We start from the raw sequence: 25,828 nt of genomic DNA on the forward strand, positions 1-25,828 counted from the left end.
TCAGCGAGGCGGCGCGCAGGCAGCGGCGGCCGATCGCGGACGTCCCCGGCACGAGCACGGCCGCGACCAGCAGCCAGCCGACCGTGAGGACCGCCGCGACGTCGCCGCCCAGCTTCGCGACCGACAGGCCGATCTTGGTGAGCGCGCCCGCCTGCGACAGGCCCGGGGTCGCGGTCTCGCTGAACGCGCCGCCGAGCCGCACGACGAGCGCGAGGACGACCAGCGCGAGCGCGCCCGCCCCGATGGCGAGCAGCGCGCGGTCGGTGCGGTCCGGGGCCGCCTCACGTGTCGCCTCATGTGTCGCCACGGCCGGAATTACGCATACAGCCGGGCAGATAGTTCAATACTGTGTGCGCAAAGCCGCATCTCGTGCCGGGATCGTCCGCCGAGTCGGCCCCCCGTTCCGGCCGGCGCCACCGGCCCTGTGATCCTGCCGAGGAGCGAGATGAGCGCGCAGCAGCCGGGGAGCAACACGTATCTGGAGAAGGTCGTCGCGCAGCAGGCGGTGCTGGAGGACGACCTCAAGGGCAGGCGCGCGCTGCCCCCCGCGCCCGCCGCGCCGGGCGCCGTCCCGCCGCCGCCGGGCCCGCTGGCCAAGCGGGAGCGCGCCCTCGGCCGGGCCGCGGGCGGCGACCGTACCGCGCCCGGCCCCGTGGACGTGCGGATCACCGGGTTCTGGCGGTGGAAGAACGTGCTCGTCCCGCCGAACGCGTTCGTCGTGCACACCCGGCGCGGGCGGGCCGAGCCGCTGCACATCGGGCTCGGGGTGTCGTTCCGGTTCAACCCGTCCACCGACTCGTTCATCGTGGTGCCGGGTGCGACGCAGACGATCCTGATCAACGCGTACTGCATCTGCGGCGAGCTGCAGGGCGTGCTCGTCCAGGGCTATGTGCAGTGGATCATCCAGGACTTCGGGACGGCCTACCGCAAGCTCGACTTCGGCGACGCCGACGACCCGATGCGGCTGGTGAACCTCCAGCTGCGCGAGCAGGCCGAGGCGGCGATCAAGGACAAGGTCTCGACGATGGGGGTGCGGGACGTCCTCAGCGACAAGCAGCCCATCATCGAGGAGCTGACGGCCCGGCTGCGCGCGGTGGCGGAGGGCGAGGACACGAGCGACCAGGGGCTCGGGCTGCGCATCGTCACGGTGCAGATCAAGGAGGCCGTGGTCAGCTCGGCCCAGCTCTGGGAGAACCTGCAGAAGCCGTACCGGGCGCAGCAGGGGCAGGTCGCGCGGCTGGCCGAGCTGGCGGCCGAGGAGGTCGTCGGGCAGCGGGAGATGGCGGCCGCGCGGACCAAGGAGTCGCAGCGGCTGGACCACGAGCGGGAGCTGGCCGAGTTGCGCGCCGCCAACGAGTCGCGGCTGTTCGAGGCGGAGGCGGCGGAGAAGCTGCGCCGCGTCCGGCGCGAGCACGACGACGCCCGCGAGGTCGCCGAGCTGGAGACGGAGACGACGCGGCACGCGCTGCGGATGGAGCGCGAACGCCACGCGGAGGAGGCCGAGACGGGCCGGCTGCGCATCGAGCGGGACCACGAGCTGGCCCGGCTCGGCACCGAGGGCGAGCTGGCCCTGGCCGACTCCAGGGCGCGGTCGCGGCACGGGCAGGCCCTGCTGGACCTGGAGCGGGAGGCCGCCCGCGCCGCGCTCGAGAACGACCGGACGCCCGCGGCCGTCCAGGCGCGGCTCATCGCCTCGCTGCCGGAGATCATGGCCCGGATGCCGAAGCCGGACGAGCTGCGCACCGTCACCGTCAACGGCGCCGACCAGACCAGCGTGGCGGGCCTGGTCACGCAGCTGGCGGCCGTCATCGGCGCGCTCCGCACCGCCACCGCGGACGGTTCCGCGGGCGGCGCGGTCAGCGGTGCTGGGGCCCGGCCGGCGGGAACGTGACGGGGAGGGCGACCAGGGCGCGGTGGAACGGGCCCGGCCGCCACTCCAGCGCGTCCCTCGGCACGGCCAGGTCCAGGTCGGGCAGCCGGTCGAGGAGCACCTCGACGGCGGCGGACGCGATCAGCCGCGAATGGCTCTTGGCCGGGCAGGTGTGCGGCCCGCCCGCGAAGGACAGGTGCGCGCGGTTGCCCTTCCGGTCGGCGGCCCCCCGGGACGGGTCGGTGTTCGCGGCGGCGTAGCTGATCAGGACGGGCTGGTGGGCGGGCAGCCGGTGGCCGTGGAAGTCGATGTCCTGGCGGGGGAAGGTCGTCCCGTAGTTGGCCATCGGCGGGTCGGTCCAGAGGATCTCGTCCAGCGCGTCCTCGACGGGCATGCTGCCGCCGGACAGGTCGCCGCCGAACCGGTCGTCGGAGAGCAGCAGCAGGATGCCGTTGGCGATGAGGTTCTGCTCCGGTTCGGTGCCGGCGCCGACGAGCAGCGTGAGCTGGTGCGCCATCTCCAGGTCGTCGAGTCCGGCGGGGTGCCGCATCATCCACGACGTCACGTCCGCGCCCGGTTGCCGCCGCTTGTGCGCGACGAGTTCGCCGGTGGCCTCCGCCAGCAGCGCGTTGCCCTCCTCGGCGGACACCGCGTCGAAGATGGCGCTCATCCCGCGCACGAGCTTGTCGCCGATGTCGTGCGGGCAGCCGAACATCTCGTTGAACACCAGCAGCGGCAGCGTCCGCGCGTACTGGCCGATCAGGTCGGCCTTGCCGTCGGCGGCGAACCGGTCGACGAGGGTGTCGGCGGCCTTCTCGACGTGCTCGCGCAGCGCGACCGGGTCGACGCGGTCCATGCTGTCGACGATCACCGAGCGGAGGCGCGCGTGCACGGAGCCGTTGGTGAACAGCGCGTTCGGCCGCGACATCATCATCGGCAGCACCGGGCAGGCGGGCCCGACCCGCTCCTCCCACACCTCGCTGCACCGCGGGAACGTGTCCGGGTCGCGGAGGATCTCCAGCGCGGCCTCGTACCCGAGGACCAGCGTCGCCGGGACGCCGGGGGACAGCTCGACGGGCGCGAGGTCGCCGTGCTCGCGCATCCGCGCGTAGGCGGCGGCCGGGTCCCGGGCGTACTCGGGGCCGTGCAGGGGGAAGCGCTGCGGTTCGGTCATGCGGGTTCCCGGTCCAGGGTGAGGAGGTGGTCGACGAGCGAGATCAGCGCCTCGGTGGACGACCTGCGGTCGCGGGCGTCGCAGGTGACCAGCGGCGTCCCGGGGGCGAGGTCGAGGGCCTCGCGCACCTCGGCGTCCGGGAAGACGGGCGAGCCGTCGAAGTGGTTCACCGCCACGGCGTACGGCAGGCCCTGCTTCTCCACGATGTCCATGACGGCGAACGACTCCTTGAGGCGGGCCGTGTCCACCAGGATCAGCGCGCCGAGCGCGCCGCGCGCCAGGTCGTCCCACAGCCGGGTGAAGCGCTCCTGGCCCGGCGCGCCGAACAGGTACAGGACGAGGTCGTCGCTGAGGGTGAGGCGCCCGAAGTCCAGCGCGACGGTGGTGGTCGTCTTGTCGCGGATGCCGGAGAGGTCGTCCACGGTCGCGCCCGCCTGCGTCATCAGCTCCTCGGTGCGCAGCGGGCGGATCTCCGACAGCGTCCCGACGTAGGTGGTCTTGCCGACGGCGAAGTGCCCCACGATCAGGACCTTGACGGACGTCCGGACGCTCGCGCGGACGTAGGACGTCTCAGAGGCTGGCGCGGAGTCCATCGAGCACCTCCTGCAGAAGCCGGGCCTTGGACTGCCGGGCGGCGGGCGCGGTGGCCCGGGTGGTGAGGTGCCCGCTGTCGACGAGGTCGGACAGCAGCACCTTGACGACGCCGACGGGCAGGGCCAGATGCCCGGCGATCTCCACGACCGACAGCGCGCCGCCGCGGCACAGCGCGACGATGCGGAGCTTCTCGGGGGACAGCCCGGTGCTCCGCAGCGGTCGCCGGGGGGCCTGGCCGGTCGTCCCGCCGGACTGAAGCGGCAGGTCGCCGGTGGCGATCACGAGGGTGACGAGGTCGAACACGTTGCGGGTCGGGTGCGCCCGCCCGCCGGTGACGACGTGCGGGCGCACCAGCGCGCGCTCGTTCCTGCGCCGGGTCACGCGGGACTGCCCGCGCCCGGACGCGGCGGGCTGGTCAGCTCCTTGCCCAGCCGCTGCACCAGTTCCTGGAGCCGGAACGACACGGTCTCCATGTCCACGTGCTGCGTCGCCGACACGGCGAGGTAGGCGCCGGGCCCGGCGGCGACGAGGAACACGTAGCCGTCGTCGAACTCGTTCACCGTCTGCCGCCACATGGTGGCCGCGTCGCCGCAGAACTCGGCGGTGCTGCGGGCGAGCGACTGGAGGCCCGCCATGCCGGCCGCCTGCCGCTCCGCCTCGTCCCGGCCGATCCGCTCGGAGTGCGCCATGAGCAGCCCGTCGGCCGACAGCAGGATCGCGTAGCGGGTCTCCGGCATCCGCAGCGCGTCGTCGAGCATCCAGCCGAGCCGGTTCTTACCGTCGTCCATCGCGCCGTTCCACCCCTCGTTCATGGCCGCAGATCCTTGCTCTCGATCGCGGGGCCGGTCGGATCGGACCCGCCGCCGGGCGGTGTGGCGGCGCGGCCGGACCGCGTCCCGCGCTGCCAGGCGCCGAGGCCCGCGGCGGTCTCCCGGGGCGGGCGGGCCGCCGGGCGCTCCCCGGCGGCCGGCGCGCCGGGCGCGGCCTCGGCGACGGCGGCGCGGCTGCGCTTGGGCAGGCCGCCGGGCGTCGCCGCGCCGTCGGCGGCCGCGGCGCCCTCCTCCACGGCCGGGCGGGTGGCGGCCGCGGGCTCGGGCGGCCCCTCGTCCGGGACGGTGGTGAGCAGCGCGGTCGGCACGAACACGACGGCGCGCACGCCGCCGTAGGGGGACTGGCTGTCGACCGACACCCGGAACCCGTACCGGGCGGCGAGGACCCCGGCGACCGCGAAGCCGACGCGGGGCGGGTCGCCGAGCCGGTGGATGTCCACCGACGCGTCGCCGGACAGCAGCTCGGCCGCGCGCTTCAGCTCGTCGGCGTCCATCGCGACGCCCGCGTCGTCGATCGTGATGGCGACGCCGTTGTGCGCGGAGCGGAAGCCGACCTCGACGGCGGTGTCGGGACGGGAGTGCCGCGCGGCGTTGTCGAGCAGTTCGGCGAGGGTCAGCACGACCGGCTCGACGGCCCGGCTCGTCACCGCGCCGCTCGGCGTCCCCTCCAGGTTGACGCGCAGGTAGTCGCGGATGCGGGACGTCGCGCCGCGCACCGCGTCGGTCAGCGAGGACGCCGACCGCTGCTGCCCCGGCCACGACCCGCACAGCACGGCGGTGGCCTGGGCGCGCCGGCCGAGCTGGGCGTTCATGTGGTCGATGCGGAGCAGGCCCTCGAGGACGGCGGGGTCGTCGTGGCGTTCCTGCATGTGCGAGATGGCGAGCTGCTGCTCGTTCGCGAGGCTCTGCACGGCGCGCATCATCGCCCGCAGCGTCGACTTCGCCGACCGGTCGGCGCGCTCGCGGACGCGCGCGGCCGAACCGGCGAACAGGTCGACCACGGTCTGCATGGCCTGGCCGTAGGCGGGCGCCTCGCGGTCCAGGTCGTGCAGCGGGCCGGCGACGCGCACGCCCGGGTTGGCCAGGGACTCCATCAGCTCGGGCAGCCGGACGTCCGCGAGGTGCCGCAGCTCCTTCTCGCGCAGGTCGAGGCCGCGGGCCAGCGCGGCGTTCTGCTCGCGGAGCGCGGCCGTCGCCTGCCGCTGGCGTACCAGCAGGACACCGGCGGCGAGGCCGGCGCCCGCCACGATGACGAACGCCGCCGCCAAGAGGAATTGCTCCATCAGATCCTCGGTGCAGAGGGGGTTTCGGGCAGGGACCGGCCGCGGGGCCGGGGAGGGGGTGCGGCGCGAACACGCCACAGGTTCGGCACCGTAGGGCGGTTCGCGCGGGCGTGCTTGCGCCCGCGCGCAAGGAACGCGCCGCCGGACGCATCGCAAGATCACCCACAGTCTGAATCGCGTTACTTTCCGCTGGATTCGGGTGATTCAGCGGCGGTGGCCGTACTACGCTCGTGGCCGCAAGCGATCAGCCGGACCGGAGCGGGGCCGGCGCGGCACGGACCGGCGGAAGGGCCTGCGGTGGACGACCTCCTCGGCGGGCCGCCCACGCGCGCCGCCGCCTACCGGCTCGTCCTCTACCGGGCGGACCGCGCCGGGCCGGCGACCGCGGCGCACGCCGCGTGCACGGAGGGCTACCGGTTCCTGCTGCCGCTGCACGGCGAGCTGCTCCTGCTCCAGGACGGCCGCGAGGCGCGGCTGTCCCCGGGGACGGGCGGCCTCGCCGCGCCGGCCGCGCCGCTGCGGGTCGTCCAGCGGCGCCCGGCGCGCGCGCTCGTCATGACGATCCCGGCGCACGAGGTGGACGGCCGGCTGAACGTCCCGTCCCTGCCGGTGACCGGCCTCGACCTGACCGCCGGCCTCGGCCGCGTCGTCGCCGACATGGTGCGGGCCGTCGAGGAGGAGCGCGGCACCCTCTCCGAGCCGCAGTTCGACGCCGCCTGCGACCGGATCACCGAGCTGCTGTGCCTCGTCCTCGCCGGGCAGGGCCGCCCGCCCGCGCCCGGCCACCTCGCCGAGGTGGAGGCGGTCGTGCGCCGGCACGTCCGCGAGCACGCCGCCGACCCCGGCCTCACCGGCAGCGCGATGGCGCAGGACCTCGGCTGGTCGCTCCGGCAGATCCAGCTCGCGCTGCAGCGGGCCGGGACCACGCCGCGCGAGCTGATCCGCGAGGAGCGGCTCCGGCTCGTCCGGGACCGGCTGCGCGACCCGCTCTACCGGTACGTCACCATCACCGACCTCGCCCACGCGTCCGGGTTCACCTCGGCGAGCGCGCTCAGCCACGCGTTCCGGCGGCGGTTCGGCGTCAGCCCGCGCGAGCTGCGCCGGCACGCCGCGCCGCGCTGACCCGCCCCGGCCTGGCACGGATCTCCGTTCGCCGGGGGCTCGGAACTCCGGCAGGCCATAACGCGTCGGACCTCCGGTCACCGGATGGAAGTACGGTGCCGGTGTGGAGCAGATCGGGGTCGCCGGGTCGACCAACTGGGCCGGGAACGTCGTCTACGGGGCCGTCCGGACGCACCGGCCGGAGTCGGTGGACGAGCTGCGGCGCCTCGTCGCGGGCTGCCGACGGGTGCGGGCGCTGGGCAGCGGGCACTCGTTCAGCCTCGTCGCCGACACCGCCGGAGATCTCGTCCGGCTGGACGGGCTGCCGCCCGCGGTGGAGATCGACGCCGAGCGGTCGACGGCGACCGTCGCGGCCGGGATGCGGTACGCGGACGTCGCCGCCGAGCTGCACCGGCACGGGTACGCGCTGCCGAACATGGCGTCCCTCCCGCACATCTCGGTCGCCGGGTCGTGCGCCACCGGCACGCACGGGTCGGGGGACGGCCTGCGCTGCCTGTCCGCGTCCGTCGCCGCGCTCGAACTCGTCGGGCCGGACGGCGATCTGCGCGTGCTCCGCCGGGGCGACGACGGCTTCCCCGGCGCGGTGGTCGCGCTCGGCGCGCTGGGCGTCGCCACCCGGCTGACGCTGGACGTCGAGCCCGCGTTCGAGGTGGCGCAGAGCGTCCGCACCGGCGTCCCGCTCGACGATGTGGCGGCGCGGTTCGACGAGGTCTTCGGCGCCGCCTACAGCGTCAGCGCGTTCACCGGCTGGCGCGGCGGCGAGGCGGCCGTGTGGCTGAAGTGCCGCACCGACCGGCCGGCGCCCGCCTGGGGCGGCGGCCGCGCGGCGCCCGGCCCGGCGCATCCCGTGCCGGGGATGGACCCGGCGGCCTGCACCGTCCAGCTCGGACGTCCCGGTCCGTGGCACGAGCGGCTCCCCCACTTCCGCCCCGAACTGACCCCGAGCGCCGGTCGGGAGCTCCAGTCCGAGTGGTTCCTGCCCCGTGCGGCGGCGGCGGAGGCGATCGCCGCCGTCCGGTCGCTCGCCGGCCTGGTCGCGCCGGTGCTGCACATCTCCGAGATCCGGACCGTGCGCGGCGACGACCTCTGGCTGAGCCCGGCCCACGGCCGCGACTCGGTGACCCTCCACTTCACCTGGCACGACGACCCCGCCGGGGTGCTGCCCGTGGTCGCCGCGCTGCAGGACCGGCTCGGCCCGCTGGGCGCCCGCCCGCACTGGGGCAAGGTCGGCGCCGCGCCCGCCCGGGAGATCATCGCCGGGTACGAGCGCGCGCCGGACTTCGCCCGGCTGGCCCGCGAGCTGGACCCGGCCGGAAAGTTCCGCAACCCCTTCGTGGACGCCCTCTTCCCGCCCGGCTAGCGCGGTGTCCATCAAGGTTCACCGGGTGCGTCGACCTGCGGCGTGTTGTTGTTATGGCAAGGCCGATAACAACAACACGCCGCAGGTCAACGCAGGGGGCGACCCGGCCGTACCGGTGGTCAGGCCAGCAGGTCGCGCAGCTCCTGGACGGCCTCGCGGAGCCGGTCCGCGAACGCGTGCATGGCGCCGGCGACGGGCCGCGGGGTGCTCAGGTAGGCGTTGAAGCGGTCCGGGAGCAGGACGTAGGCGACGCCGATGCACTGCTCGCTCGTGGACCCGAACCCGAAGTACCGGATGTTGACCGACGGCGCCGAACTGGTGCTGAGATAGTCGTCCCGCATCTTGACCCAGCCCGGCGAGTCGAACAGGGCGAGCGGCCCGGTGACGCCGAGTTCCGCGCCGCGCCGCTTCGCGATCAGCTGGAGCTCCCAGAGGTGCTGCTCGGGCGCCTGCCCGGCCTGGCATTCCTTCGCGCGGCGGACGTGGGCCCCGGCGGCGGCGCGGAACGCGTCCCGGCGCGCCTCGGCGCCGGCCGACGGGTCGTCCATCAGCTCGGTGAACCGGAGCACCTCGGGGGTGACGACGCGCATCGCCTCGGTGCGCCCGTGCCGGTACTGGCGGGTCGCGATCGACTCGTAGGTGGTGCCGGTGAGGCCCTTCGCGCGCTTGTGGGCGAGCTGGTAGGCCATCTGGACGAACGCGTCCGGGGACGTCTTCAGGCGCTTGGCCTCGTCGGCGCCGAAGTCGTCGATCGAGACCGTGGTCGTGGCCGTCGCGGCGGCGTAGCCGGCGAAGGACGCCGCCGCGTCCTGGACGTCCTTGCGCAGGTCGTCGTCCAGGACGAACTCGATCGCCTCGGTGGCGGGCAGGCCCTGCGGCGCGGCGCCCGACCGCCGGGACAGCTCCTCGGAGGGCGTGCCGAGCAGCGCGTCCACGAAGCCGAGGATGGTGGTGCCGTCGAGGCCGCAGTGCTCGACGTTGATGCCCGCCGTCCCGTCGCCGAACACGATGAAGGACAGGGCCTTGTCGAACCAGCGGTTCCCGCTGTCGCCGTGGAGCAGGTGGTCGCAGGCGTCGAGGGTGCTCGCGGGCGCGAAGTCCTCCAGGCAGACGCAGAACAGCGCCGTCTCGACGTCGTCGAGCGCCGCGCCGTTGCCGAGCGCCAGCAGCGCCTCGCGGCTCGCCGCCCACTCGGCGCGGGCCTTGGTGGTGAGGTGCCCCGGGGACGGCTCCGCCGCGGCCTCCGCCTTCATGATCGCGTCGAGGCCCGCGCGCAGCTCGTCGAGGGTGTGCGGGCGCCCGTCCGGGCCCAGCACGTCCATCCGGACCATGTTGCCGCGGAAGAGGACCACGATGTGCCGGGCATCGGACGGGCCCGGCCACGCGTCGGTGTAGGGCGCGCGGACGGTGTCCTGCTCGGCGCCGGGGATGCGCGTCGTGGAGAACAGGAACCGGTTCTGCGTCATCGACAGGGGGCGGCCGCGCTGCAGGGCCGGCGGGATCCGCTCCTCGTCCAGCCGCAGCTTGAAGTCGAGCGCCCCGGCGATGAGCCCGGCCGCGCGCTCCACCTGCCCCTCGGGCGACTCCTTGAACAGGAAGAAGAAGTTGGCGTTCAGCGCGATCCGGTCGCGGCGGCCGAGGTAGCGGTACGGCCAGAACGTGTCGAGCCAGCTGTGCACGCCCTCCGCCGCGTCGTAGCGTTCGAGCGCGGCGTGCAGCGTCCGGCCGGGTCCGTCCGGGCGGACGAACGCGGCCAGCGCCGACTCCGTCCGGGCCCGCTCGTCGGCGGTCAGCAGCGGGCCGCACCATTCCATGAACCGCTCGCAGGTCGCGTCGAGCGTGGGCAGCGGCACGCGCGGCAGGGCCGCCTCGTTGCCGAAGGTGCGGGACGAGAGTTGTTCGCTGGCGTTCACTTCGTTCCTCGTGTCGTCGTTTCGGTGCTCGTCGTTTCGGCGCATGTCGTTCAGTCGCGCGGGCGGGAGACGTAGAGCTGCGCGTAGAACCAGCCGCCCGTCTCCAGGCCGGCCGGGTCGATGCCCGCGTCCGCGAGGCGGTCCAGCACGGACTCCTGCTCCTCCTCCGTCGCGAACCGCCGCTGCTTGAACAGGCCGCCCCGGCGGACGGTCTCGTACCCGGCGGCGGCGAGGGTGTCGGCGATGGGGTCGAACGGGAACATGCGCAGGATGAAATGCGCCATCCACGGCAGGCGGCCGTCGTGGGCGCCGACGATCCGGGAGATGGTGCGCTCGGTGACGTAGCCGAGGCAGCCCGTCGAGATGACCAGGTCCGTCGCCGCGAGCTGCGCGCGCTGCTCGCCGGTCGGCTCGCCGTTCTCCAGATCGGCGTGGACGGCGCCGTCGAGGAATCCCGCCTCGAGCGCGTAGGAAAGGGCGCTGTCGGAGGCGTCCAGTCCGAGGAAGCGGACGCTGTTCGCAGGTTCACCGGAATCGACCAGCTCCCGGTCGCGGTTCAGCAGCGCGGCGCGCGTGTACCGGTGGGCGTCGCGGCCGCCATAGCGATCGTACAGCTCGGCCATCGTCGCGCCGTGTTTCACCAGGGCCGCGTTGATGCCGTACGAGCAGCCGATGTCCAGAACGGTCGGGACCGGGACGTCGCGCGCCTCCCGGTAATCGGCGATGAGCCGCTGGAAGTGCGGTTTCGCCAGTTCCGGGATGTTGTAGTCGAGTTCGCGGAGCGTGCTGAAGTAGGCGCGGGGATCGGGCCGCGTGTAGATGTGGTCGAGCGAGATCTTCCCTGTCGTGTCGACGCGCAAGAAACGGCCTCTCCTAGTCCAGCAACTGGTCGACCCGTACGGCGCGTCCCTCCGCCGCCAGGTGCTCGGGCAGGACGCGGCCGAAGAGCTGCCTCGTGCGCGCCACGCTGCCGACGACCCCCGGGCGCTCGCTGTAGGCGAAGATCGCGGTATGCCGCGCCGTGCCGCCGCGGACCGCGCTCACCCGGTGCAGCGAGTACCGCCCCTTGAAGAGCTGCAGGTCGCCGGGGCGCAGCGTGAGCCGCTGGACGAGGCGGCCGCCGCGTCCGGTCAGCACGTCCCGGACGTCGCCGAAGTTCTCCCGCTTCGCCGTCCTGATGTTCGGGCAGTACTCGAAGACGCCCCCTTCGGCGGGTTCCTGCGTGAGCAGGCTGACGGTGAACTCGTTGGTGTCGAAGTGCCAGGGGTGCTCCATCCCCGGGTTGACGACGTTGAGGCACAGCCCCGACAGCGGGTCGCCCAGCTCGTGCACGCGGGGCAGCCCGAAGCAGCTCGCCACGAACCGCTGGAACAGCCCGCTCGAATAGAGCCGGTGGACGATGAAGTCCGCCGGGACGCGGTCCCGCGCGACGAACGCGTTGCCCCGCTCGACGGTGATGCGCCCCGGATGGCCGTCCGGCAATGGCGTATCGACGTCGATGTTGTAGGCGTTCACCGTTTCGACGTCATAATGCGCGGACGGCGCGATCGACGCGCATTCCGTGCGCAGCTCGTCCTGCAATGCCGGGCGAATGAAGTCGGGCAGCACGCAGCACCCGGATTTCGCCAGCTCGTCCCGTGTCCGGGAAACGACGGCGTCCCACCCGGCGCCGCCGGGCTCGGCCAGCGGATAGCGTTCCGTGTCGGCCACCTGTGCGAGAGCCTCCGCCGCGCCCATGACGTTCCTTCCGCGTCGCCGAACCCCAGACGGGTTTTAGCACAGTCCTTCCGGGAATTCCCGTCCGCGCTTTCCGGTGCGGTTTGTCGGCCCCCGATAAGCCCGGCCCGTGACCTGTGCCTTCGAACGTTCCGACGCGTTCCGCCGTCCGGCGGACGGTGTGTCCCATCTCACCGGGCGGCCTCCGCGCCGGATCGCGGGGTAGGCATCGGGCATGCAGACCTTCCTGCCGTACGCGGACTTCGCCGAGACGGCCCGCGTCCTGGACCGGCGGCGGCTCGGCAAGCAGCGCGTCGAGACGATCCAGGTGCTGCGGGCGCTCACCGTCCCGGGGTACGGGTGGCGGCGCCACCCGGCGGCGCTCATGTGGACGGGGTACGAGGAGGCGCTCGTCCGGTACGGCCTGGAGATGTGCGACCGCTGGCGCGGCCTCGGCCACGCCGACACCTGCGCCGGCACGCTCGCCGCCGACCTGGCCGCGACGAAGGGGCCGCGCCGCCCGCGGCGGCAGGACCGGCTGGCCGCGGCGGGGGAGCTGCCGCCCTGGCTGGGCGATCCGGCGTTCCACCTCAGCCACCGCTCGGCGCTCGTCCGCAAGGACCCCGGCTTCTACCGCCCGGTGTTCCCCGGGGTACCGGACGATCTCCCGTACGTCTGGCCCGCCTCGGACCGCCGGTCACATGGGGGTGGCGCGGGCGGGTAGGGCTCCGGCGGTAGAGCCGGAACCGGCCGAGACCGTAGGACGGCGAGCGGATGCTGAGAGAACTGGTGGCGGCGAGCCACCTCATGTCCATGGAGCAGCTGCCGGGCGCGGCCGCCCGGCAGGCGGCGGACGTGGGCCTCCACGACGTGGTGATCTACGTCGTGGACCTCCAGCAGACGGTGCTGCGGCTGCTGACCGGCAAGGGCCCCGACGCCGGCGGCGATCCGGGGGAGGAGAGCCGGGAACTCAAGATCGAGGGGACGATCGCGGGCCGCGCGTACCAGACCATGGCGCCGGTGGTCGGGCAGGCGTTCGACGACGGCACCTGCCAGTACTGGCTGCCGATCCTCGACGGCACCGAGCGGATCGGCGTCCTGCGTGCCACCATCCGGCGGGACGACGCGCGGCACCGGGAGGACGCCCAGTACCTGGCCGGGCTGGTCGCGCTGATCGTCGTCAGCAAGGGGCCGTACAGCGACTCGTTCTCCCGGCTGGTGCGGACCCGGGGCATGACGGTGTCGGCCGAGATGCAGTGGCGGCTGCTGCCGCCGCTGACCTTCGCCAACGACCAAGTGGTCATCAGCGCGGCGCTGGAGCCCGCCTACAAGCTGGGCGGCGACACCTTCGACTACGCGCTGGCCGGCGACACCGTCCACTTCGGGGTCTTCGACGCCATGGGGCACGACACCAGGGCCGGGCTGACGGCCAGCCTGGCCGTCGCCGCCTTCCGCAACGGGCGGCTCCAGGGGTCCGGCCTCCTCGAGACCGGGCAGGTGATCGAGGACGTGCTCGCCGAGCAGGACAGGAGCGGACGGTTCGTGACGGCCGTCCTCGCGGAGCTCGACCTGCGCTCCGGGGTCCTGTCGTGGGCCTCCTACGGCCATCCCACGCCGATCGTCATCCGCAAGGGCCGCTGGGTGACCTCGCTCGAATGCCGTCCGGGCACCCCGCTCGGCACCGGCCTCGGCTTCGCCCCCCGGCTGTGCTCCGAGCACCTCGAACCCGGCGACCGCATCGTGCTCTACACCGACGGCATCGTGGAGGCCCGCGACCCGGACAAGCGGGAGTTCGGCCTGGACCGCTTCGTCGACTTCCTGATCAAGCGCAACGCCGACGGGCTGTCCGCGCCCGAGACGCTGCGGCGCCTCGTCCACAGCATCCTGGAGCACCACGCCGGACGCCTTGACGACGACGCCACCGTCCTCCTCGTCGAGTGGCACGGCTCCACCGGGAAGGCGTCCGTCATGGATTCGCTGATGCCGGCCTGACCTCCCGCGCGCCGAGGGCGTCCATCAGCATCGGGTACGCCTCGTGCAGGTCGCGCTGCCAGTACGGCCAGTCGTGCTGCCCGTCGAAGAACCGGGCGGTCACGGGGACGCCGGCGTCGCGGAGCCGGTTCACGAACGCGTGCGCGTTGTCGCCGGCGGCGGCCTCCACCGGGTCGGTGAACGGCAGCCCGCCGAGCGACCCGGCCCTGCCGTTGCCGCTCGCGACCCACAGCCGGACGCCGCGCAGCCGCTCCGCGAGGTCGGCCGGGTTGTGCGCGTGCCAGATCGCGGCCTGGTCGTCGGGGTCGCCCCACACGCGGCGCCAGTCGGTGCCGGGGCAGGCGAAGGACGGCCCCCAGCCGGTCGAGTCGTCGCCCGGCCGATGGCCGTGGAGCGTGTCGAGGTATCCGCTGAAAGCCGCGGCGGCCTTGAACACGCCGGGGAACCGGGCCGCGTACAGCATGGCGCCGAGACCGCCCATGGAATTGCCGGCGACGACGCGGTCCTTTCCGGCGCGGTAGTCGCGTTCGAGAATGCGCCGGAGTTCGGTCATGTGGAACGTCTCCCATCGCGGGGAGCCGCCGCGCCCGTAGTTCCACCAGTCGGAGTAATTGCCGCAGCGGCCGCCGTTCGGCATGACGACGATGACGCCGCTGCGGGCGGTGAGCCGCGCGACGTCGGTGTCGCGCGTCCAGGCGGTGTAGTCGTCGACGCCGCCGTGCAGCAGCCACAGGGTGGGCCAGGTGCGGCGCGCGTCCCTCGACCAGCCGCTGGGCAGAAGAAGACGGACCTTTTGCTCGCCGTCCATGGCCGGCGAGTCGATGGTCAGGTCGACGGTGCGGGACGCGGCGGACGTCTCGGCGACGACCCGCGCGCCCGTCCCGGCCAGCGCGGTGGAACGATCCACGAGCGGTGCCGGGATGAGCAGGACAAAGGCCCCCAGCCATGCGGCGGGGGTGCTGCGGCGGAGCAATGCGGGGCCTTTCGGGAACACCGGCGGGGATGGCGCCGGCCGTGGAAGAGGGGAGCGCCGTGATGCGGCTCGCTGCTCTCCTTACTCGGAGTGGGTTCCCGGCGGGCTGGCTTCCGAAGCGGAAATTAAAAAGTGTATAAAATGCATTTCCGCGCGCCGGTGCGCGGGCGCCGGACGTGCGAGCGCCGGAGGCCCGCGGCGGGCGTCCGGCGCTCGTCCCGGCATGCTCAGGTGTCCGGCATCGGCCGCGGCGCGGGCCCCTGGACGTAGCGCACGGCCCACCGCACCAGCCGGCGGCCGACCCCGTAGAGGATCAGCGCCACCCCGGCCAGCGGCAGGACGAGCATGACGATCTGCAACCCGGAGGTGACCAGCTGGAGCGCCCCCGCCCCGTCCGCCGCCTCGGCCGCGAGCCGCCGCATCATCAGCCAGTCCTTGGAGACGAGCGCCGGGATCTGGCTGAGGATGAGGCCGAGCTGGAACACCAGCACCGGCACGACGGTCAGCACCCACAGCGTGACGAAGATCTGCGGCCAGCGCTTGAGGTCGTTCAGCCGCGCGTCGGCGGGGCGGCGCAGCAGCGTCCGGCGCAGGATCGGCCCGATGTACTTGAACAGGTCGGGGATGCCGATCAGGTCGGACATGATGTAGTACCCGTCGAACCGGAGCGTCGGCAGGAGCTGCTGGATCATCTCCAGGTTCACGTAGAGGACGGCCACGACCAGCGGCTCGAACCCCGTCTGCAGGTACGCCAGCGTCAGCGCCACCACGAAGATGGCGTTGAAGTACACCCCGGCGAGGTCGGCGCGCAGCCGGCCGCCCCGGCCGAGCCGGTACGACTCGGTGATGTCGGTGTAGAACGCGGGCCACACCAGGTAGATCCCGCAGCCCATGACCCCCGGCCGGACGCCCCCGTACCGGCAGGCGGTGGCGTGCCCGACCTCGTGGAACGCGCACGACGCGATGCCGAGGCCGAGGATCAGCAGGATGCTGACCGGGGTCATGATCGCCGTGGAGATGGCGTCGGCCACCGAGCGGGTCGTGAGCAGCCAGCTCTCGCTCGCCACGAACGCGGCGAGCATGACGGCGATCGAGACGGGCCGGAACAGCCAGCCGAACAGCCCGCCGACGAGCCAGGTGAACGACTCGGGCAGGACCGCGACCCGCCATCGCAGCGAGAGCCACGGGTCGGCCTTGACGGGCGCGGGCTGCGTGCCGTCGCTGTAGGTGGTGACGCCGAGCGGGGCGAGCTTGCGGTCGGCGAGGTAGACGACCTGCTCACCGGTGAGCTGGGCGCCGGCCTGCTCGCTGACGGCCGCGGCCACCCGGTCGAGCGCCTGCGTGACGTCCGTGCCGGCGAGGCCGCGGTGCTCGTGCAGCGCCTTCGCGACGAGGAACAGCAGCGGCGGCAGCCGGACGAGCTGCCCGTCCGGCAGCCGGACGAGCTGGGGCGGCTCCCGGTAGCCGGAGTTCTTGAACTCGCCGACCAGCTCGGCGCCGTCGACGAGGACGGGCAGGACGAGGGCCGCGGGCGGTTCGCCGCCGGTCACGGCCGGGGTCGCCGGGGTGCCCATCAGTGCTTTTCGACCACGGTGGCCGGAACGCAGGTCAGCGTGGAGTGCGCCGGCTGGGCGAGCAGCCCGCTGCCGAGCAGGCCCGTGGTGCCCGAGGAGTACGTCGCCTGGCAGGCGTAGGCGACGACGGTCTGGTCGCCGCCGCCGCCGGAGGACAGTGCGAACCGCCGCGGCAGGACCTCGCCCGCGAGCTGGTCCAGGTCGGCGTACGACAGTTTCTGAGGGTGCATGACTCCCTTTCGGGATCAGTCCGTTGAGCGCATGTGCATCGGTGGAATGGGGGAAGGGCTGGCGCGTGAACGCCAGCCCTTCCAGTACGGGCCGGAGCCCGCAACGTCAGACCTGAGGTCAGCCGTTGAGCGCGGCGCTGGACGGCGTGCAGATCTGCGAGTTCGCCGCCGGCGACGTCTGCCACAGGGTGAGGAGGCCCATCTGCGGCTGGTTGGAGTTGGCGGAGCACGAGCTGGTGGTGACGGTGTGCCCGTCGCCGCCGCCGTTGTCGCCGTGGTTGGCGTTGAGGTTGAAGTTGTGGTTGTCGTCGTCGCCGCCACCGACGAGAAGGGTGGACAGAACGGCCCGCTCCGGCAGGACCTCGCCGGCCAGCTTGTCCAGCTCGGTGTAGCTGAAGGACTTCATGTGGTTCCTTTTCTTCCTTGTCACGCCCGGATCTCAAGGTGGATACCGGATGTCCCTTCCTCGCCGCAGGTCGCAGCGAGGTAGCTCTACGTATAGCACGTGTGACGGTCCGTGGCCAAACATGCCGTGTCCAGCCGCTTCCGCGCGTCGTTTCGCGTGCCGGGGCGCATGAGGCCCGCGCGCCGGGCGCATGAGGCCCGCCTGCCGGGTAGGAGGCCCTACGCCCGCACATGATCAGAGGAGGACGGCGCATGGCCGACAACAGCTTCAGCATCGACGTGGCGGCGATCCGGGAGCGCGCCCGGCAGAAGATGGCGGACGGGCCGGTGACCGCCGGCTACGGCCGGAGCGCCGAGGAGGTCGTCGGCGTCCTGAACGACGTCCTCGCCACCGAGATCGTCTGCTGGATGCGCTACGCGCAGCACGCGATCAGCGCGACGGGGATCGACCGGGCGCAGGTCGCCGCGGAGTTCAGCGAGCACGCGGAGGAGGAGCGCGACCACGCGATGCGCGCCGCCGAGCGCATCAGCCAGCTCGGCGGCGACCCCGACTTCGACCCGACGACGCTCGCCGCGCGCTCCCACACCACCTACACGACGTTCGACGACGGCGACCTGAAGGGCATGCTCCAGGAGAACCTGGTCGCCGAGCGGATCGTGATCGAGTCCTACCAGGAGATCATCCGGTGGCTCGGCGAGGGCGACGTCACGACGCGCCGGATCATGGAGCACATCCTCGCCGAGGAGGAGGAGCACGCCGACGACCTCATGGACCTGCTGGGGAACTGAGGATTCACCGGGTCGGGGCGGGTATGCGAGCCGGCATGGAATTCGGATACGCACTGCTCTGCGAGCAGACGCCGCCGAGGCAGCTCATCGCCGACTGCGTGGAGGCCGAGGAGGCCGGGTTCGACTACGCCAGCATCTCCGACCACTACTTCCCGTGGCTGGAGGAGCAGGGCCACTCGGCCTACGCGTGGTCGGTGCTCGGCGCCCTGGCCCAGGCCACCCACCGCATCCCGCTGATGACGTTCGTCACCTGCCCGACCATGCGCTACCACCCGGCCGTGGTGGCGCAGAAGGCCGCGACCATGGGCGTCCTGTCGGAGGGGCGGTTCACGCTCGGCCTCGGTTCGGGCGAGAACCTGAACGAGCACGTCGTCGGGCGGGACTGGCCCCCGGTGGACGTCCGGCACGAGATGTTCGCCGAGGCCGTGGAGATCATCCGGGCGCTGTTCGGCGGCGACTGCGTCAACTACCGGGGCAGGCACTACCGGGTGGACTCGGCGAAGCTCTACGACGTCCCCGACCGGCCCGTCCGCATCGGGATGGCCGCGTTCGGCGCGCAGGCCGGGCGGCTGGCCGCGCGGCACGCCGACCTGCTGATCTCCGACCAGCCCGTCCCCGGCGTCGTCGACCTCTTCCACGGCGAGGGCGGCGCGGGCAAGCCCGTCTACGGGCAGATCCCGGTCGCCTTCGGCCACGACCGGGAGGAGTGCGTGCGGCGGGCGCACCGCATCTGGAAGTTCTCCGCGCCCGCCTGGAAGGTGATGGCCGAGCTTCCCGGGCCGGTCAACTTCGAGGCGGCGGCGAAGACCGTCCGCCCGGAGGACGTCGCCGAGTCCGTCCCCTGCGGCGACGACGTCGGCGACTACGTCCGGGCCGTCCAGCAGTGGGCCGACGCGGGCTTCACGCACATCTCCTTCTGCCAGTCCGGCCCGGAGCACCAGAAGGACTTCCGCACCTGGGCCGAGGCCGACCTCCTCCCCATCCTCCGCGAACGCTTCGGATGACGCGCCGTCCATGATCGTGAATCGCCGGGCGCGGGGGTTTTGATCCAATAAGGTGGCGGTTTCGTCCCACCCCCCGCCCCAGGAGTCATGGTCGATGCCCGAGATCGAGCCCCTGGCCCCGGACGACCCGGTCGCCGTCGGCCCCTACCGACTGTCGGGACGGCTGGGCATGGGCGGCCAGGGAGTCGTCTACCTCGGGCACGGCGCCGGCGGGGGACCCGTCGCGGTGAAGGTGCTCCGCGCCGAGATCGCCGCCGACGCGCGGGTCCGGGAGCGGTTCACCAAGGAGGTCGACGCGGCCCGCCGCGTCGACCCGTTCTGCATCGCCCAGGTCCTCGACGCGTCGCTGGACGACCGGCGCCCCTACATCGTCACCGAGTACGTGGAGGGCCCGTCGCTGCAGCAGGCGGGCCCGCGCGAGGGGGCGGCGCTGCGCCGCCTCGCCGTCGCCACCGCGACCGCGCTCGCCGCGATCCACGAGGCCGGCGTCGTGCACCGCGACTTCAAGCCGTCCAACGTGCTGCTCGGCCCGGACGGCCCGCGCGTCATCGACTTCGGCATCGCGCGGAGCGTCGAGTCGCCGCTCACCATGACGAGCAGCATCATCGGGACGCCCGCGTACATGGCGCCCGAGCAGTTCGCCGGGGACCCGGCCGGTCCGCCCGCGGACGTGTTCGCCTGGGGCTCCGTCATCGCCTACGCCGCCACCGGGCGGCCGCCGTTCGGCGCGGACGCCTTCCCGGCGATCATGAACCGGGTCCTGCAGGGCGAGCCGGAACTCGGCGGCCTGCCGGAGCCGCTGCGCGCCGCGGTGGCCGCCTGCCTGGCCAAGGACCCGGCCCGGCGCCCGGCGATGCGGGACGTCCTGATGCGCCTGCTGGGCGCCCAGGCCGAGGCCATGGGCCCGGCCGTCGAGGAGACGGCGGTCGATCCGCCGCGCCCCGCGCCGGCGCCGATGCCCGCGCCGATGCCGACCCCCGGGTCGGCTCCCGCCGCGCCGCCCACCGTGCGCGACCGGAACCGCCGGAAGGCCGGCAATCGGCGGCGCCCCGTGGTGCTGCTCGGGGCCGGCGCCGGCGCGGCGGCGCTCGCCCTCCTCGTGGGCGCGGGCGTCTGGGCGTTCTGGCCGGACGAGTCCAGCGCCGCGGGCGGCGGCGGCCGGACCGGGCGGACCGGAACCGCACCCCGGGAGCAGATCTCGCCCGGCGGCGCGGAGACCTCGGGCGCGTCGCCGAAGGCCGGGCGGTCGGGCGCGCCGTCCCCGTCCGGCTCCGCGACCAGGCCGGGCGCCGGCCGGTCCGGCGGTCCGTCCGCTCCCGCCGAGCCCGGCTCCGCCCCCGGGACCGGCACGGGCGGCGGGGACGACGGCGGCGGGGGCGGGTCGGACGGCGGCTCCGGCGGCGGAGGCGGCCCCACCGCCCGCATCGACTACTTCAGGGTCGGCACGGGGGCGGCCTGCGAGCCGGCCGGCACGGCCGTCGAGACCCGGTACCGGATCACCGGCAGCAAGAACCCGACGTCGATCAAGTTCAGCATCTACTTCGACGGCCGCCTCGGCCGCGGCCACCCGATCTCCTGGACGGCGGACCCGTCCTTCGCCAGCGGCGGCTCCGGCGCGGAGGACCCCGGGACCCACACCTACCGGATGGTGCTGCTCAGCCCCACCCGGCAGGAGGTCTCCCGAACCTTCAAGGTGTGCTGAACCGGGCCCGCGTACGCGACCGGGCGGTTTCGTCCATCCGAAGACGAGGGATTCGGCGTCCGAATCGGCGGCGTTCGGCGTTATCCGGGCGGAGAGTTCTATCGGACGCGCGGAACGCCGCTTTGCGGACACCCTAAGAAAAAGGAGAACAGAAGATATCCGGCCGATCGTTGACCGGTCCGCGAACTTTACTTATCTTCTTGATAGAACGCGTTCTACTTGGAGTCGATCGGGTGCCCGCGCGATGATGCGAGACGGCTTCCGGCTCCCGGCTCCAGGTCCCCGCTTCGGCGCCTCCGCCGCCCCTTGGCCAGGGCGGTACGGGCGCGCGAGACGGCGGACCTCCCACCCCCGTTCCCCCGGGTGCAGGCGCGACGCCCACCGTTCGAAATGAGGACTCCCTTGTCCCGCATCAAGAAGCCGGCCGCGATCGCCTCGATCACGGCAGCGGCCGCCGTCGCCGTCGCCATGACCGCCACCCCCGCGCTGGCCTGGACGGCCGGCCCCTTCACGGCCACCCTCAACGGGAACATGACCATCAACGCGGGTGTCTCCGCCACCTGCACCAGCTCCACCCTGTCCGGCACGATCGCCTCCGACGGCACGCTCACCATCACCGCGGCCTCCGTCGGCGGCTGCGGTGTCACGGTCACGCCCCAGAACCTGCCGTGGAGCGGCAAGCTCGCCGGCGGCACCGCGACCCTCAGCGGATTCGCGATGAGCGCGATCGGCTGCACCTACGGCGGCAACCTGTCCGGTTCGTTCACCGGCTCCGACCTCCCGGTCACCGCCACGTTCGCCAACCAGACCGTGAACAAGACCAGCGGCCTCCTCTGCCCCGGCTCCGCGACGGTGACGGCCAAGTACGACTTCGCCGCAGCCTGACGCAGCGGGGTGCGGCCGGCCCGACGTCACCGGCCGCACCCCGCACCGCGCCCCCCGGCGTTCCCGCGCCGGGGGGCGCGGCGTCCGGGCGTCAGCGCAGCTCGAAGGCGCGGACGACCTCCTGGACGACCGCGCCGCCCCGGGCGTCCTCGGCGCTGACCCGGAGGGAGACCGCCCCCTCGCCGCGCAGCCGCGCGGCGCCGTCCCGCAGCGGGACGTCCGTCCAGGTCGCGCCGTCGTCGAACGACGTCTGGAGCGACAGGCGCCGCAGCCTCGCGGCGGAGCCGTCCTGGTGGGCGACCGCCAGGCCCAGCGTTCTGGAACGTGTTCTGTTATGCAGATCCAGATCGGCGTCATAGGTGACTTGGAGAAGTGGGAGAACGGTCACGTCCGCGGTGTGCGCGGAACGGAACGTCCAGGACGTGGTGGTCCGCGTGGACGATCTGGCCCAAGGCGCGTTGTTGGCGAAGTCGTATTCGACGCGGTATTCGGCGTCCTCCGGAATCGTGGTCAGCGTGCCGTTCGCGCGGTTCGGCGTCCGGGTGATGAGTTCGCCGTTCCGGTACACGCGGAAGTCGGTGGTGAATCCGTTCGGAAATGAACTGGAATAGGCGTCGGAGAAGTTGCGCGCGGCGTCCACCATCCCGACCTGGAGGCGGATCCGGTCGCCGGCACGGGCGATCGGGGACAGCGCGTTGACGCCGCCGGCGAGCGGGCCCCTGCCCCAGGAGTGCGCGTCCCGGTCTCCCGGCTCGTACGCGGACCACTTCGTCTCGCCGAGCACGAGGTGCGGCGTCTCCGGGCGCGGGAAGGCGTTGTTGTACGGCTGCTCCGGCGTGACCGCCATCGCGGACCACTGCGTCTCCGGGTCGGCGGAGAGGTACTCCGTGCGCGTCCGCGGCGTGCCGGTGACCGGGCGGGAGTAGGCGATCGAGAACTCCTCCCAGGGGCGCTTGCCGTAGCGGGCGAAGGTCATGGCTCCGTCGCCGTGGTAAGCGGTGTCGACGCGCGCCAGATCCCGGGTGCGGACGACGTGGTCGAGGTCGCGCGGAATCCGGCCCGTCTCCGGGAGCACCAGGTCGTACCGGTAGGGGCTGTCCGTGACGCCCTTCGCCGTCACCACGGCGTTCCGCCTGCCCAGCAGGGCCCGTCCCTCCTCCCGGGAGAGGCGGACGGTCGGGACCCGCAACCCGGTCCCGTAGCCGCCGGGGTCGTCGTTCACCCCGGGCTCGTCGTTGTAGACGGCGACCATGCGCGCGCCCGCCTCCGCCGCCCCGTTGGACTGCTCGGCGACGGACACGCCGTCCGCGCGCTCGACGACGGCGAGCCGCCCGCGCAGGTCGGCGCGCGGGTCGTCGCCGTCCGCGACCCGCATGGCGGCGGTCCCGTCCAGGCGCGGGAACCGGTCGGAGGTGTCGCTGAAATAGGCGGCGGGATAGTACGACGGGTGCAGCGGGCGGCCCCGGGTCCGCATCGTGACGGCCGGCGCCTCCAGCCGCCACCGCGTGTAGACCTCGAACGCGCCGGTGCGGACCTTCCGGGTCGGCTGCAGGAAGACCCGCTGCTCCAGCGTGGCGCCGTCGTTCAGGTAGACGCCCTCGTCGACGGCCGGGCCCTTCGCGGGGCCGCGGGTCCACATCAGGTGGCTGATCGCGCCCGGGTCCGGCGCGGTCGCGTGCTCGGGCGTCCGGACCGTGACCTCCACCGCCTTCCGCGCGTCGAGGACGATCTCGGTGTCCCCGGTGATCTCCATCTCCGGGTCGCCGACGAGGCTGTAGTTGAGCGGCTTCCCGGGACCGGTGGCCGGCGCCCACGACGGCATCGTCTTGACGAGCCCCATGACGGAGTACGTCCCCGGCCGCAGCCGCACGCAGTCCGAGTCGTTCCAGCCCTCGTCGGTGCACGGCCGGCCGGCGGCGCCGGGCAGCGGCCGGTGCGCGCCGCCGGCGGACGCGTCCTCGGCGTTCACGAAGCCGACCGTGCCCGGGCCCGGCCGCCCGTCCCGCGCGATGCTCCGCACCCGGACGGTGACCAGGTCCCCGGCCTGCGCCGGCCGCGTCCGGGCCGGGCTCCGGCGCTCGTGCAGCGCCGTCACGTTGTACCGCTCCGGGTCGTCGGCGAGCCTGTCGTCCGGAATGACGTAGAGGTCGCCTCCGCTGCGCCTGACCGAGAACGCGGGGGCGCGTCCCGGCGCGGGCGCCGTCGTCGCGGTGCCGCCCGCGACCCGCACCGTGTCGCCGGTGGGCAGCGTGACGTCGTAGGCTCCGGCGGCGGCGCGCAAGGCGGCCGGCGGCCCGGTCTCCGCCGCCGCCGGAGCCGCGAGCCCGAGGGCGCCGAGCGCCAGGGCCGCCGCGGTCTTCAGCCACATGGCCATCCCCTCCCCATGAAGTGGATCTTGATTGTCGGGCGGTCGGGCGCCGCCGGGCCAGGGGCGGCGGTGGCGGCTTCCGCCATGGCGGGAACCCGCCAAACGGCCAGGGAAGCCCTACATTTAGGACGTGTCCGAATCGCCGCTGCTGGAGGGCCTCGGCGTCACCGCCGCCGAGGAGTCGGCGTACCGCGCGCTGCTGCGGGAGGGGCCGTCCACCCTCGCCGGCCTCGCCGCGCGCCACGGCACGTCGGCCGCCGCCCTGCGCCGCCTCCTGCCGCGCCTGGAGGACCTCGGCCTCGTGACGCGGCTGGCCGGCCGCCCGCTGCGCCTCCTCGCCACCCCGCCCCACGTCGCGGTGGAGGCCCTCGTCGCGAGCCGCCAGGAGGAGATCGCCCGCAGCCGCGCCGCCATCGGCCCGCTGCTGGCCGAGGCCGCCCCGCACCCCGAGGAGCTCGTCGAGGTCGTCAGCGGGCGCACCGCCGTGGCCCGCCGCTACCTGCAACTGCTGCGCGGCGCCCGGGAGGAGCTGCTCGTCCTCGTCCAGCCGCCGTTCGCCACCGACGCCGCGGTCTCCGGCGACGAGCAGGAGCGCACGATGCGCCGCGGCATCCGGGTGCGCGGCATCTACGGCCCCGAGGCCGTCGCCGAGCCGCACGCCCTCGGCGAGATCCGCCGCGCCGCCGCGTCCGGCGAGGAGGCGCGCCTCGGCGCCGTCCCCCTCAAGCTCGCCATCGCCGACCGCCGCACCGCGATGCTCCCGCTGTCCTCCGCGCACGCGAGCTCGGTCGACAGCTCCCTCGTCGTCCACCCGTCGGCCCTGCTGGACGCGCTCGTCTCCCTCTTCGAGGCCCTGTGGCGCACCGGCCTCCCGCTCCCCGGCGCGGACGCCCCCGACGACGCCGTCCTCACCCTCCTCGCCGCGGGCCTCACCGACGAGGCCATCGCCCGCCGCCTGTCCATCAGCACCCGCACCGTCCAGCGCCGCGTCCGCGACCTGTGCGACCGCCTCGGCGCCCGCACCCGCTTCCAGGCCGGCGCCCTGGCCGCCCGCCACCTGAACCCCTGACCGCGGTTCAGACGCGGACGCCGGAGAATTTCGCCAAGTGGTTGCGCAGGCTCGACCCGCTGCCGTGAAGTGGTCGGGGAGGACTGGCGGAGATGGCGCTGGCGCGCGACGGGGCCCGCCTGCGGCACGAGCGCGAACGGGACCGGCTGGCGGAGGCGCTCGACGGCTGGGCGCGCGGCTGCGTCCAGCTCGCCGCGCTCGACGCCGAGGCGCTCGCACTGGCCGTGGAGGACGAGCGCGAATGCGACGAGCTGGTGTTCGCCGCCCGCGCGGAGGCCGTCGACCGGCTCGTCACGGGATCCGTGCCGTCGACCCGCGCCCTTCTGGAGCGGGCGTTGAAAGTGCTCGCCGCCCTGCCCTCGGACGGCGGGCCCCTGCAATCCCTCGCGACCGGCCTGCTCGGCGACTCGCACGCGCTGGACGACGGCGGACGCCTGTCCAGGCTCGTCCTGCGCGCCCAGGCGATCCGGCACGGGACCGAGCCGCCCGCGGACGCGTCCGAGCGCAGGGCGCTGTGGGAGCGTTCGGGGGTGGAGTGCGACACGCTGTCCACGACCGTCCTCGTCGCGGGGCTGAGGCCGGCCGGCGACGGCGTCCTCGCCCGGACGCTCCGGATGTGGGCGGACGCGGGCCAGGCCGCAGTGGTGACCCTGGAGCAGTTGCGCGGCTCACCCGGCCTCCGCCCGGACGCGGCGGACGTGTGGGTGACCGAGAACCCGACCGTCCTCGCGCTGGCCGTCCGGCGACTACCTCGCCGCCGCGGACGGAGCGGAGCAGGGCGCCCTCCCGGATCCCGGCCGGGTCGGCGAGGCCCCATGGGACCCGGACCTGGGCCGGCACATGAGGGAGCGAGGTGCGGCCGTGCTGGAGGAGCAGGTCGCCGAAGTGCTGCTCGACGACCTCTCCGCGGCGATAACCATGCGTATCTGAACGACTGCATACCGAGGTGCCTGGGAAGGGTCACTCGCGTCCTTT

General features: G+C 73.7%; 23 protein-coding genes and 2 pseudogenes. 12 read left to right on the plus strand and 13 right to left on the minus strand.

Going from position 1 to position 25,828, the window contains the following annotated elements:
- The first annotated feature begins 445 nt into the window (after positions 1-445).
- Positions 446-1,891: an SPFH domain-containing protein gene (locus ACA511_RS36080; RefSeq protein ID WP_375029208.1), complete on the plus strand. Its 1,446-nt coding sequence runs from the start codon at positions 446-448 to the stop codon at positions 1,889-1,891.
- Here ACA511_RS36080 and ACA511_RS36085 read toward each other — a convergent pair.
- From ACA511_RS36085 to ACA511_RS36105, 5 genes are read right to left on the minus strand one after another with little or no spacing between them, the layout of a single operon-like run.
- A complete protein-coding gene (locus tag ACA511_RS36085) occupies positions 1,857-3,044 on the minus strand; it encodes a cytochrome P450 (RefSeq protein WP_375029209.1) in 1,188 nt (395 codons plus the stop codon). The two genes, ACA511_RS36080 and ACA511_RS36085, sit on opposite strands and share 35 nt — an antisense overlap.
- Complete coding sequence (locus ACA511_RS36090) at positions 3,041-3,637, minus strand: ATP/GTP-binding protein (protein WP_375029210.1); 597 nt, start codon at positions 3,635-3,637, stop codon at positions 3,041-3,043. The genes ACA511_RS36085 and ACA511_RS36090 overlap by 4 nt, the downstream gene beginning before the upstream one ends.
- Positions 3,615-4,019, minus strand: coding sequence for a DUF742 domain-containing protein (locus tag ACA511_RS36095; RefSeq protein WP_375029211.1), 405 nt, complete (start codon positions 4,017-4,019; stop codon positions 3,615-3,617). Before ACA511_RS36095 ends, ACA511_RS36090 begins: the two co-directional genes overlap by 23 nt.
- Positions 4,016-4,450: a roadblock/LC7 domain-containing protein gene (locus tag ACA511_RS36100; protein ID WP_375029212.1), complete on the minus strand. Its 435-nt coding sequence runs from the start codon at positions 4,448-4,450 to the stop codon at positions 4,016-4,018. The genes ACA511_RS36095 and ACA511_RS36100 overlap by 4 nt, the downstream gene beginning before the upstream one ends.
- On the minus strand, positions 4,447-5,751 hold the full coding sequence (locus tag ACA511_RS36105; RefSeq protein ID WP_375029213.1) for an ATP-binding protein: 1,305 nt from the start codon (positions 5,749-5,751) through the stop codon (positions 4,447-4,449). Before ACA511_RS36105 ends, ACA511_RS36100 begins: the two co-directional genes overlap by 4 nt.
- A 297-nt stretch (positions 5,752-6,048) precedes the next feature.
- Here ACA511_RS36105 and ACA511_RS36110 point away from each other — a divergent pair, with 297 nt between their 5' ends.
- Both ACA511_RS36110 and ACA511_RS36115 read left to right on the plus strand, forming a co-directional pair.
- Positions 6,049-6,873: a helix-turn-helix domain-containing protein gene (locus tag ACA511_RS36110; RefSeq protein WP_375029214.1), complete on the plus strand. Its 825-nt coding sequence runs from the start codon at positions 6,049-6,051 to the stop codon at positions 6,871-6,873.
- Between the two features lie 103 nt (positions 6,874-6,976).
- On the plus strand, positions 6,977-8,233 hold the full coding sequence (locus ACA511_RS36115; protein ID WP_375029215.1) for an FAD-binding protein: 1,257 nt from the start codon (positions 6,977-6,979) through the stop codon (positions 8,231-8,233).
- 119 nt (positions 8,234-8,352) lie between these two features.
- Here ACA511_RS36115 and ACA511_RS36120 read toward each other — a convergent pair whose 3' ends face one another.
- The 3 genes from ACA511_RS36120 to ACA511_RS36130 are packed head-to-tail and all read right to left on the minus strand — an operon-like array spanning position 8,353 to position 11,883.
- Positions 8,353-10,146, minus strand: coding sequence for a choline/carnitine O-acyltransferase (locus ACA511_RS36120; protein ID WP_375029216.1), 1,794 nt, complete (start codon positions 10,144-10,146; stop codon positions 8,353-8,355).
- 50 nt (positions 10,147-10,196) lie between these two features.
- A complete protein-coding gene (locus tag ACA511_RS36125) occupies positions 10,197-11,006 on the minus strand; it encodes a class I SAM-dependent methyltransferase (protein ID WP_375029217.1) in 810 nt (269 codons plus the stop codon).
- Positions 11,007-11,019: 13 nt separating this feature from the next.
- Positions 11,020-11,883, minus strand: coding sequence for an arpA protein (locus ACA511_RS36130; RefSeq protein WP_375029218.1), 864 nt, complete (start codon positions 11,881-11,883; stop codon positions 11,020-11,022).
- 214 nt (positions 11,884-12,097) lie between these two features.
- Between ACA511_RS36130 and ACA511_RS36135 the strand changes: the two genes are divergently transcribed.
- Together ACA511_RS36135 and ACA511_RS36140 are read left to right on the plus strand one after the other, a co-directional pair.
- A complete protein-coding gene (locus ACA511_RS36135) occupies positions 12,098-12,586 on the plus strand; it encodes an MSMEG_6728 family protein (protein WP_375029219.1) in 489 nt (162 codons plus the stop codon).
- Positions 12,587-12,636: 50 nt separating this feature from the next.
- The gene (locus ACA511_RS36140) at positions 12,637-13,854 is read left to right on the plus strand and encodes a PP2C family protein-serine/threonine phosphatase (protein WP_375029220.1); all 1,218 of its coding nucleotides are present in this window, start codon (positions 12,637-12,639) and stop codon (positions 13,852-13,854) included.
- Here ACA511_RS36140 and ACA511_RS36145 read toward each other — a convergent pair.
- From ACA511_RS36145 to ACA511_RS36160, 4 genes are all read right to left on the minus strand, one after another.
- The gene (locus tag ACA511_RS36145; protein WP_375029221.1) at positions 13,829-14,761 is read right to left on the minus strand and encodes an alpha/beta hydrolase; all 933 of its coding nucleotides are present in this window, start codon (positions 14,759-14,761) and stop codon (positions 13,829-13,831) included. The genes ACA511_RS36140 and ACA511_RS36145 overlap by 26 nt on opposite strands.
- Positions 14,762-15,054: 293 nt before the next feature.
- Complete coding sequence (locus ACA511_RS36150) at positions 15,055-16,401, minus strand: hypothetical protein (protein ID WP_375029222.1); 1,347 nt, start codon at positions 16,399-16,401, stop codon at positions 15,055-15,057.
- On the minus strand, positions 16,401-16,631 hold the full coding sequence (locus ACA511_RS36155) for a hypothetical protein (protein WP_375029223.1): 231 nt from the start codon (positions 16,629-16,631) through the stop codon (positions 16,401-16,403). The genes ACA511_RS36150 and ACA511_RS36155 overlap by 1 nt, the downstream gene beginning before the upstream one ends.
- Before the next feature lie 118 nt (positions 16,632-16,749).
- Positions 16,750-17,037 carry a hypothetical protein gene (locus ACA511_RS36160; protein ID WP_375029224.1) on the minus strand — a complete coding sequence of 96 codons (288 nt, stop codon included), beginning with the start codon at positions 17,035-17,037 and terminating at the stop codon, positions 16,750-16,752.
- Between the two features lie 251 nt (positions 17,038-17,288).
- Here ACA511_RS36160 and ACA511_RS36165 point away from each other — a divergent pair, with 251 nt between their 5' ends.
- The 4 genes from ACA511_RS36165 (at position 17,289) to ACA511_RS36180 (ending at position 21,416) form a co-directional block, all read left to right on the plus strand.
- Positions 17,289-17,825: a bacterioferritin gene (locus ACA511_RS36165; protein ID WP_375029225.1), complete on the plus strand. Its 537-nt coding sequence runs from the start codon at positions 17,289-17,291 to the stop codon at positions 17,823-17,825.
- A gap of 35 nt (positions 17,826-17,860) precedes the next feature.
- A complete protein-coding gene (locus ACA511_RS36170) occupies positions 17,861-18,829 on the plus strand; it encodes a TIGR03557 family F420-dependent LLM class oxidoreductase (RefSeq protein ID WP_375029226.1) in 969 nt (322 codons plus the stop codon).
- A gap of 94 nt (positions 18,830-18,923) precedes the next feature.
- Positions 18,924-20,531, plus strand: coding sequence for a serine/threonine-protein kinase (locus ACA511_RS36175; protein ID WP_375029227.1), 1,608 nt, complete (start codon positions 18,924-18,926; stop codon positions 20,529-20,531).
- Positions 20,532-20,933: 402 nt separating this feature from the next.
- Positions 20,934-21,416: a hypothetical protein gene (locus ACA511_RS36180; RefSeq protein ID WP_375029228.1), complete on the plus strand. Its 483-nt coding sequence runs from the start codon at positions 20,934-20,936 to the stop codon at positions 21,414-21,416.
- 91 nt (positions 21,417-21,507) lie between these two features.
- On the opposite strand, the gene ACA511_RS36185 is transcribed toward ACA511_RS36180, so the two are convergent.
- A complete protein-coding gene (locus ACA511_RS36185; protein ID WP_375029229.1) occupies positions 21,508-23,790 on the minus strand; it encodes a PA domain-containing protein in 2,283 nt (760 codons plus the stop codon).
- A gap of 124 nt (positions 23,791-23,914) precedes the next feature.
- Here ACA511_RS36185 and ACA511_RS36190 point away from each other — a divergent pair, with 124 nt between their 5' ends.
- The 3 genes and pseudogenes from ACA511_RS36190 to ACA511_RS36200 form a co-directional block, all read left to right on the plus strand.
- Positions 23,915-24,853: a helix-turn-helix domain-containing protein gene (locus ACA511_RS36190; protein WP_375029230.1), complete on the plus strand. Its 939-nt coding sequence runs from the start codon at positions 23,915-23,917 to the stop codon at positions 24,851-24,853.
- Between the two features lie 92 nt (positions 24,854-24,945).
- A pseudogene (locus ACA511_RS36195) lies at positions 24,946-25,422 on the plus strand (TIGR02679 domain-containing protein); the annotation flags it as partial.
- A gap of 217 nt (positions 25,423-25,639) precedes the next feature.
- A pseudogene (locus ACA511_RS36200) lies at positions 25,640-25,783 on the plus strand (DUF2399 domain-containing protein); the annotation flags it as partial.
- Positions 25,784-25,828: the final 45 nt, after the last annotated feature.

The organism is Actinomadura sp. GTD37, assembly GCF_041951365.1.
Classification (GTDB): domain Bacteria; phylum Actinomycetota; class Actinomycetes; order Streptosporangiales; family Streptosporangiaceae; genus Spirillospora.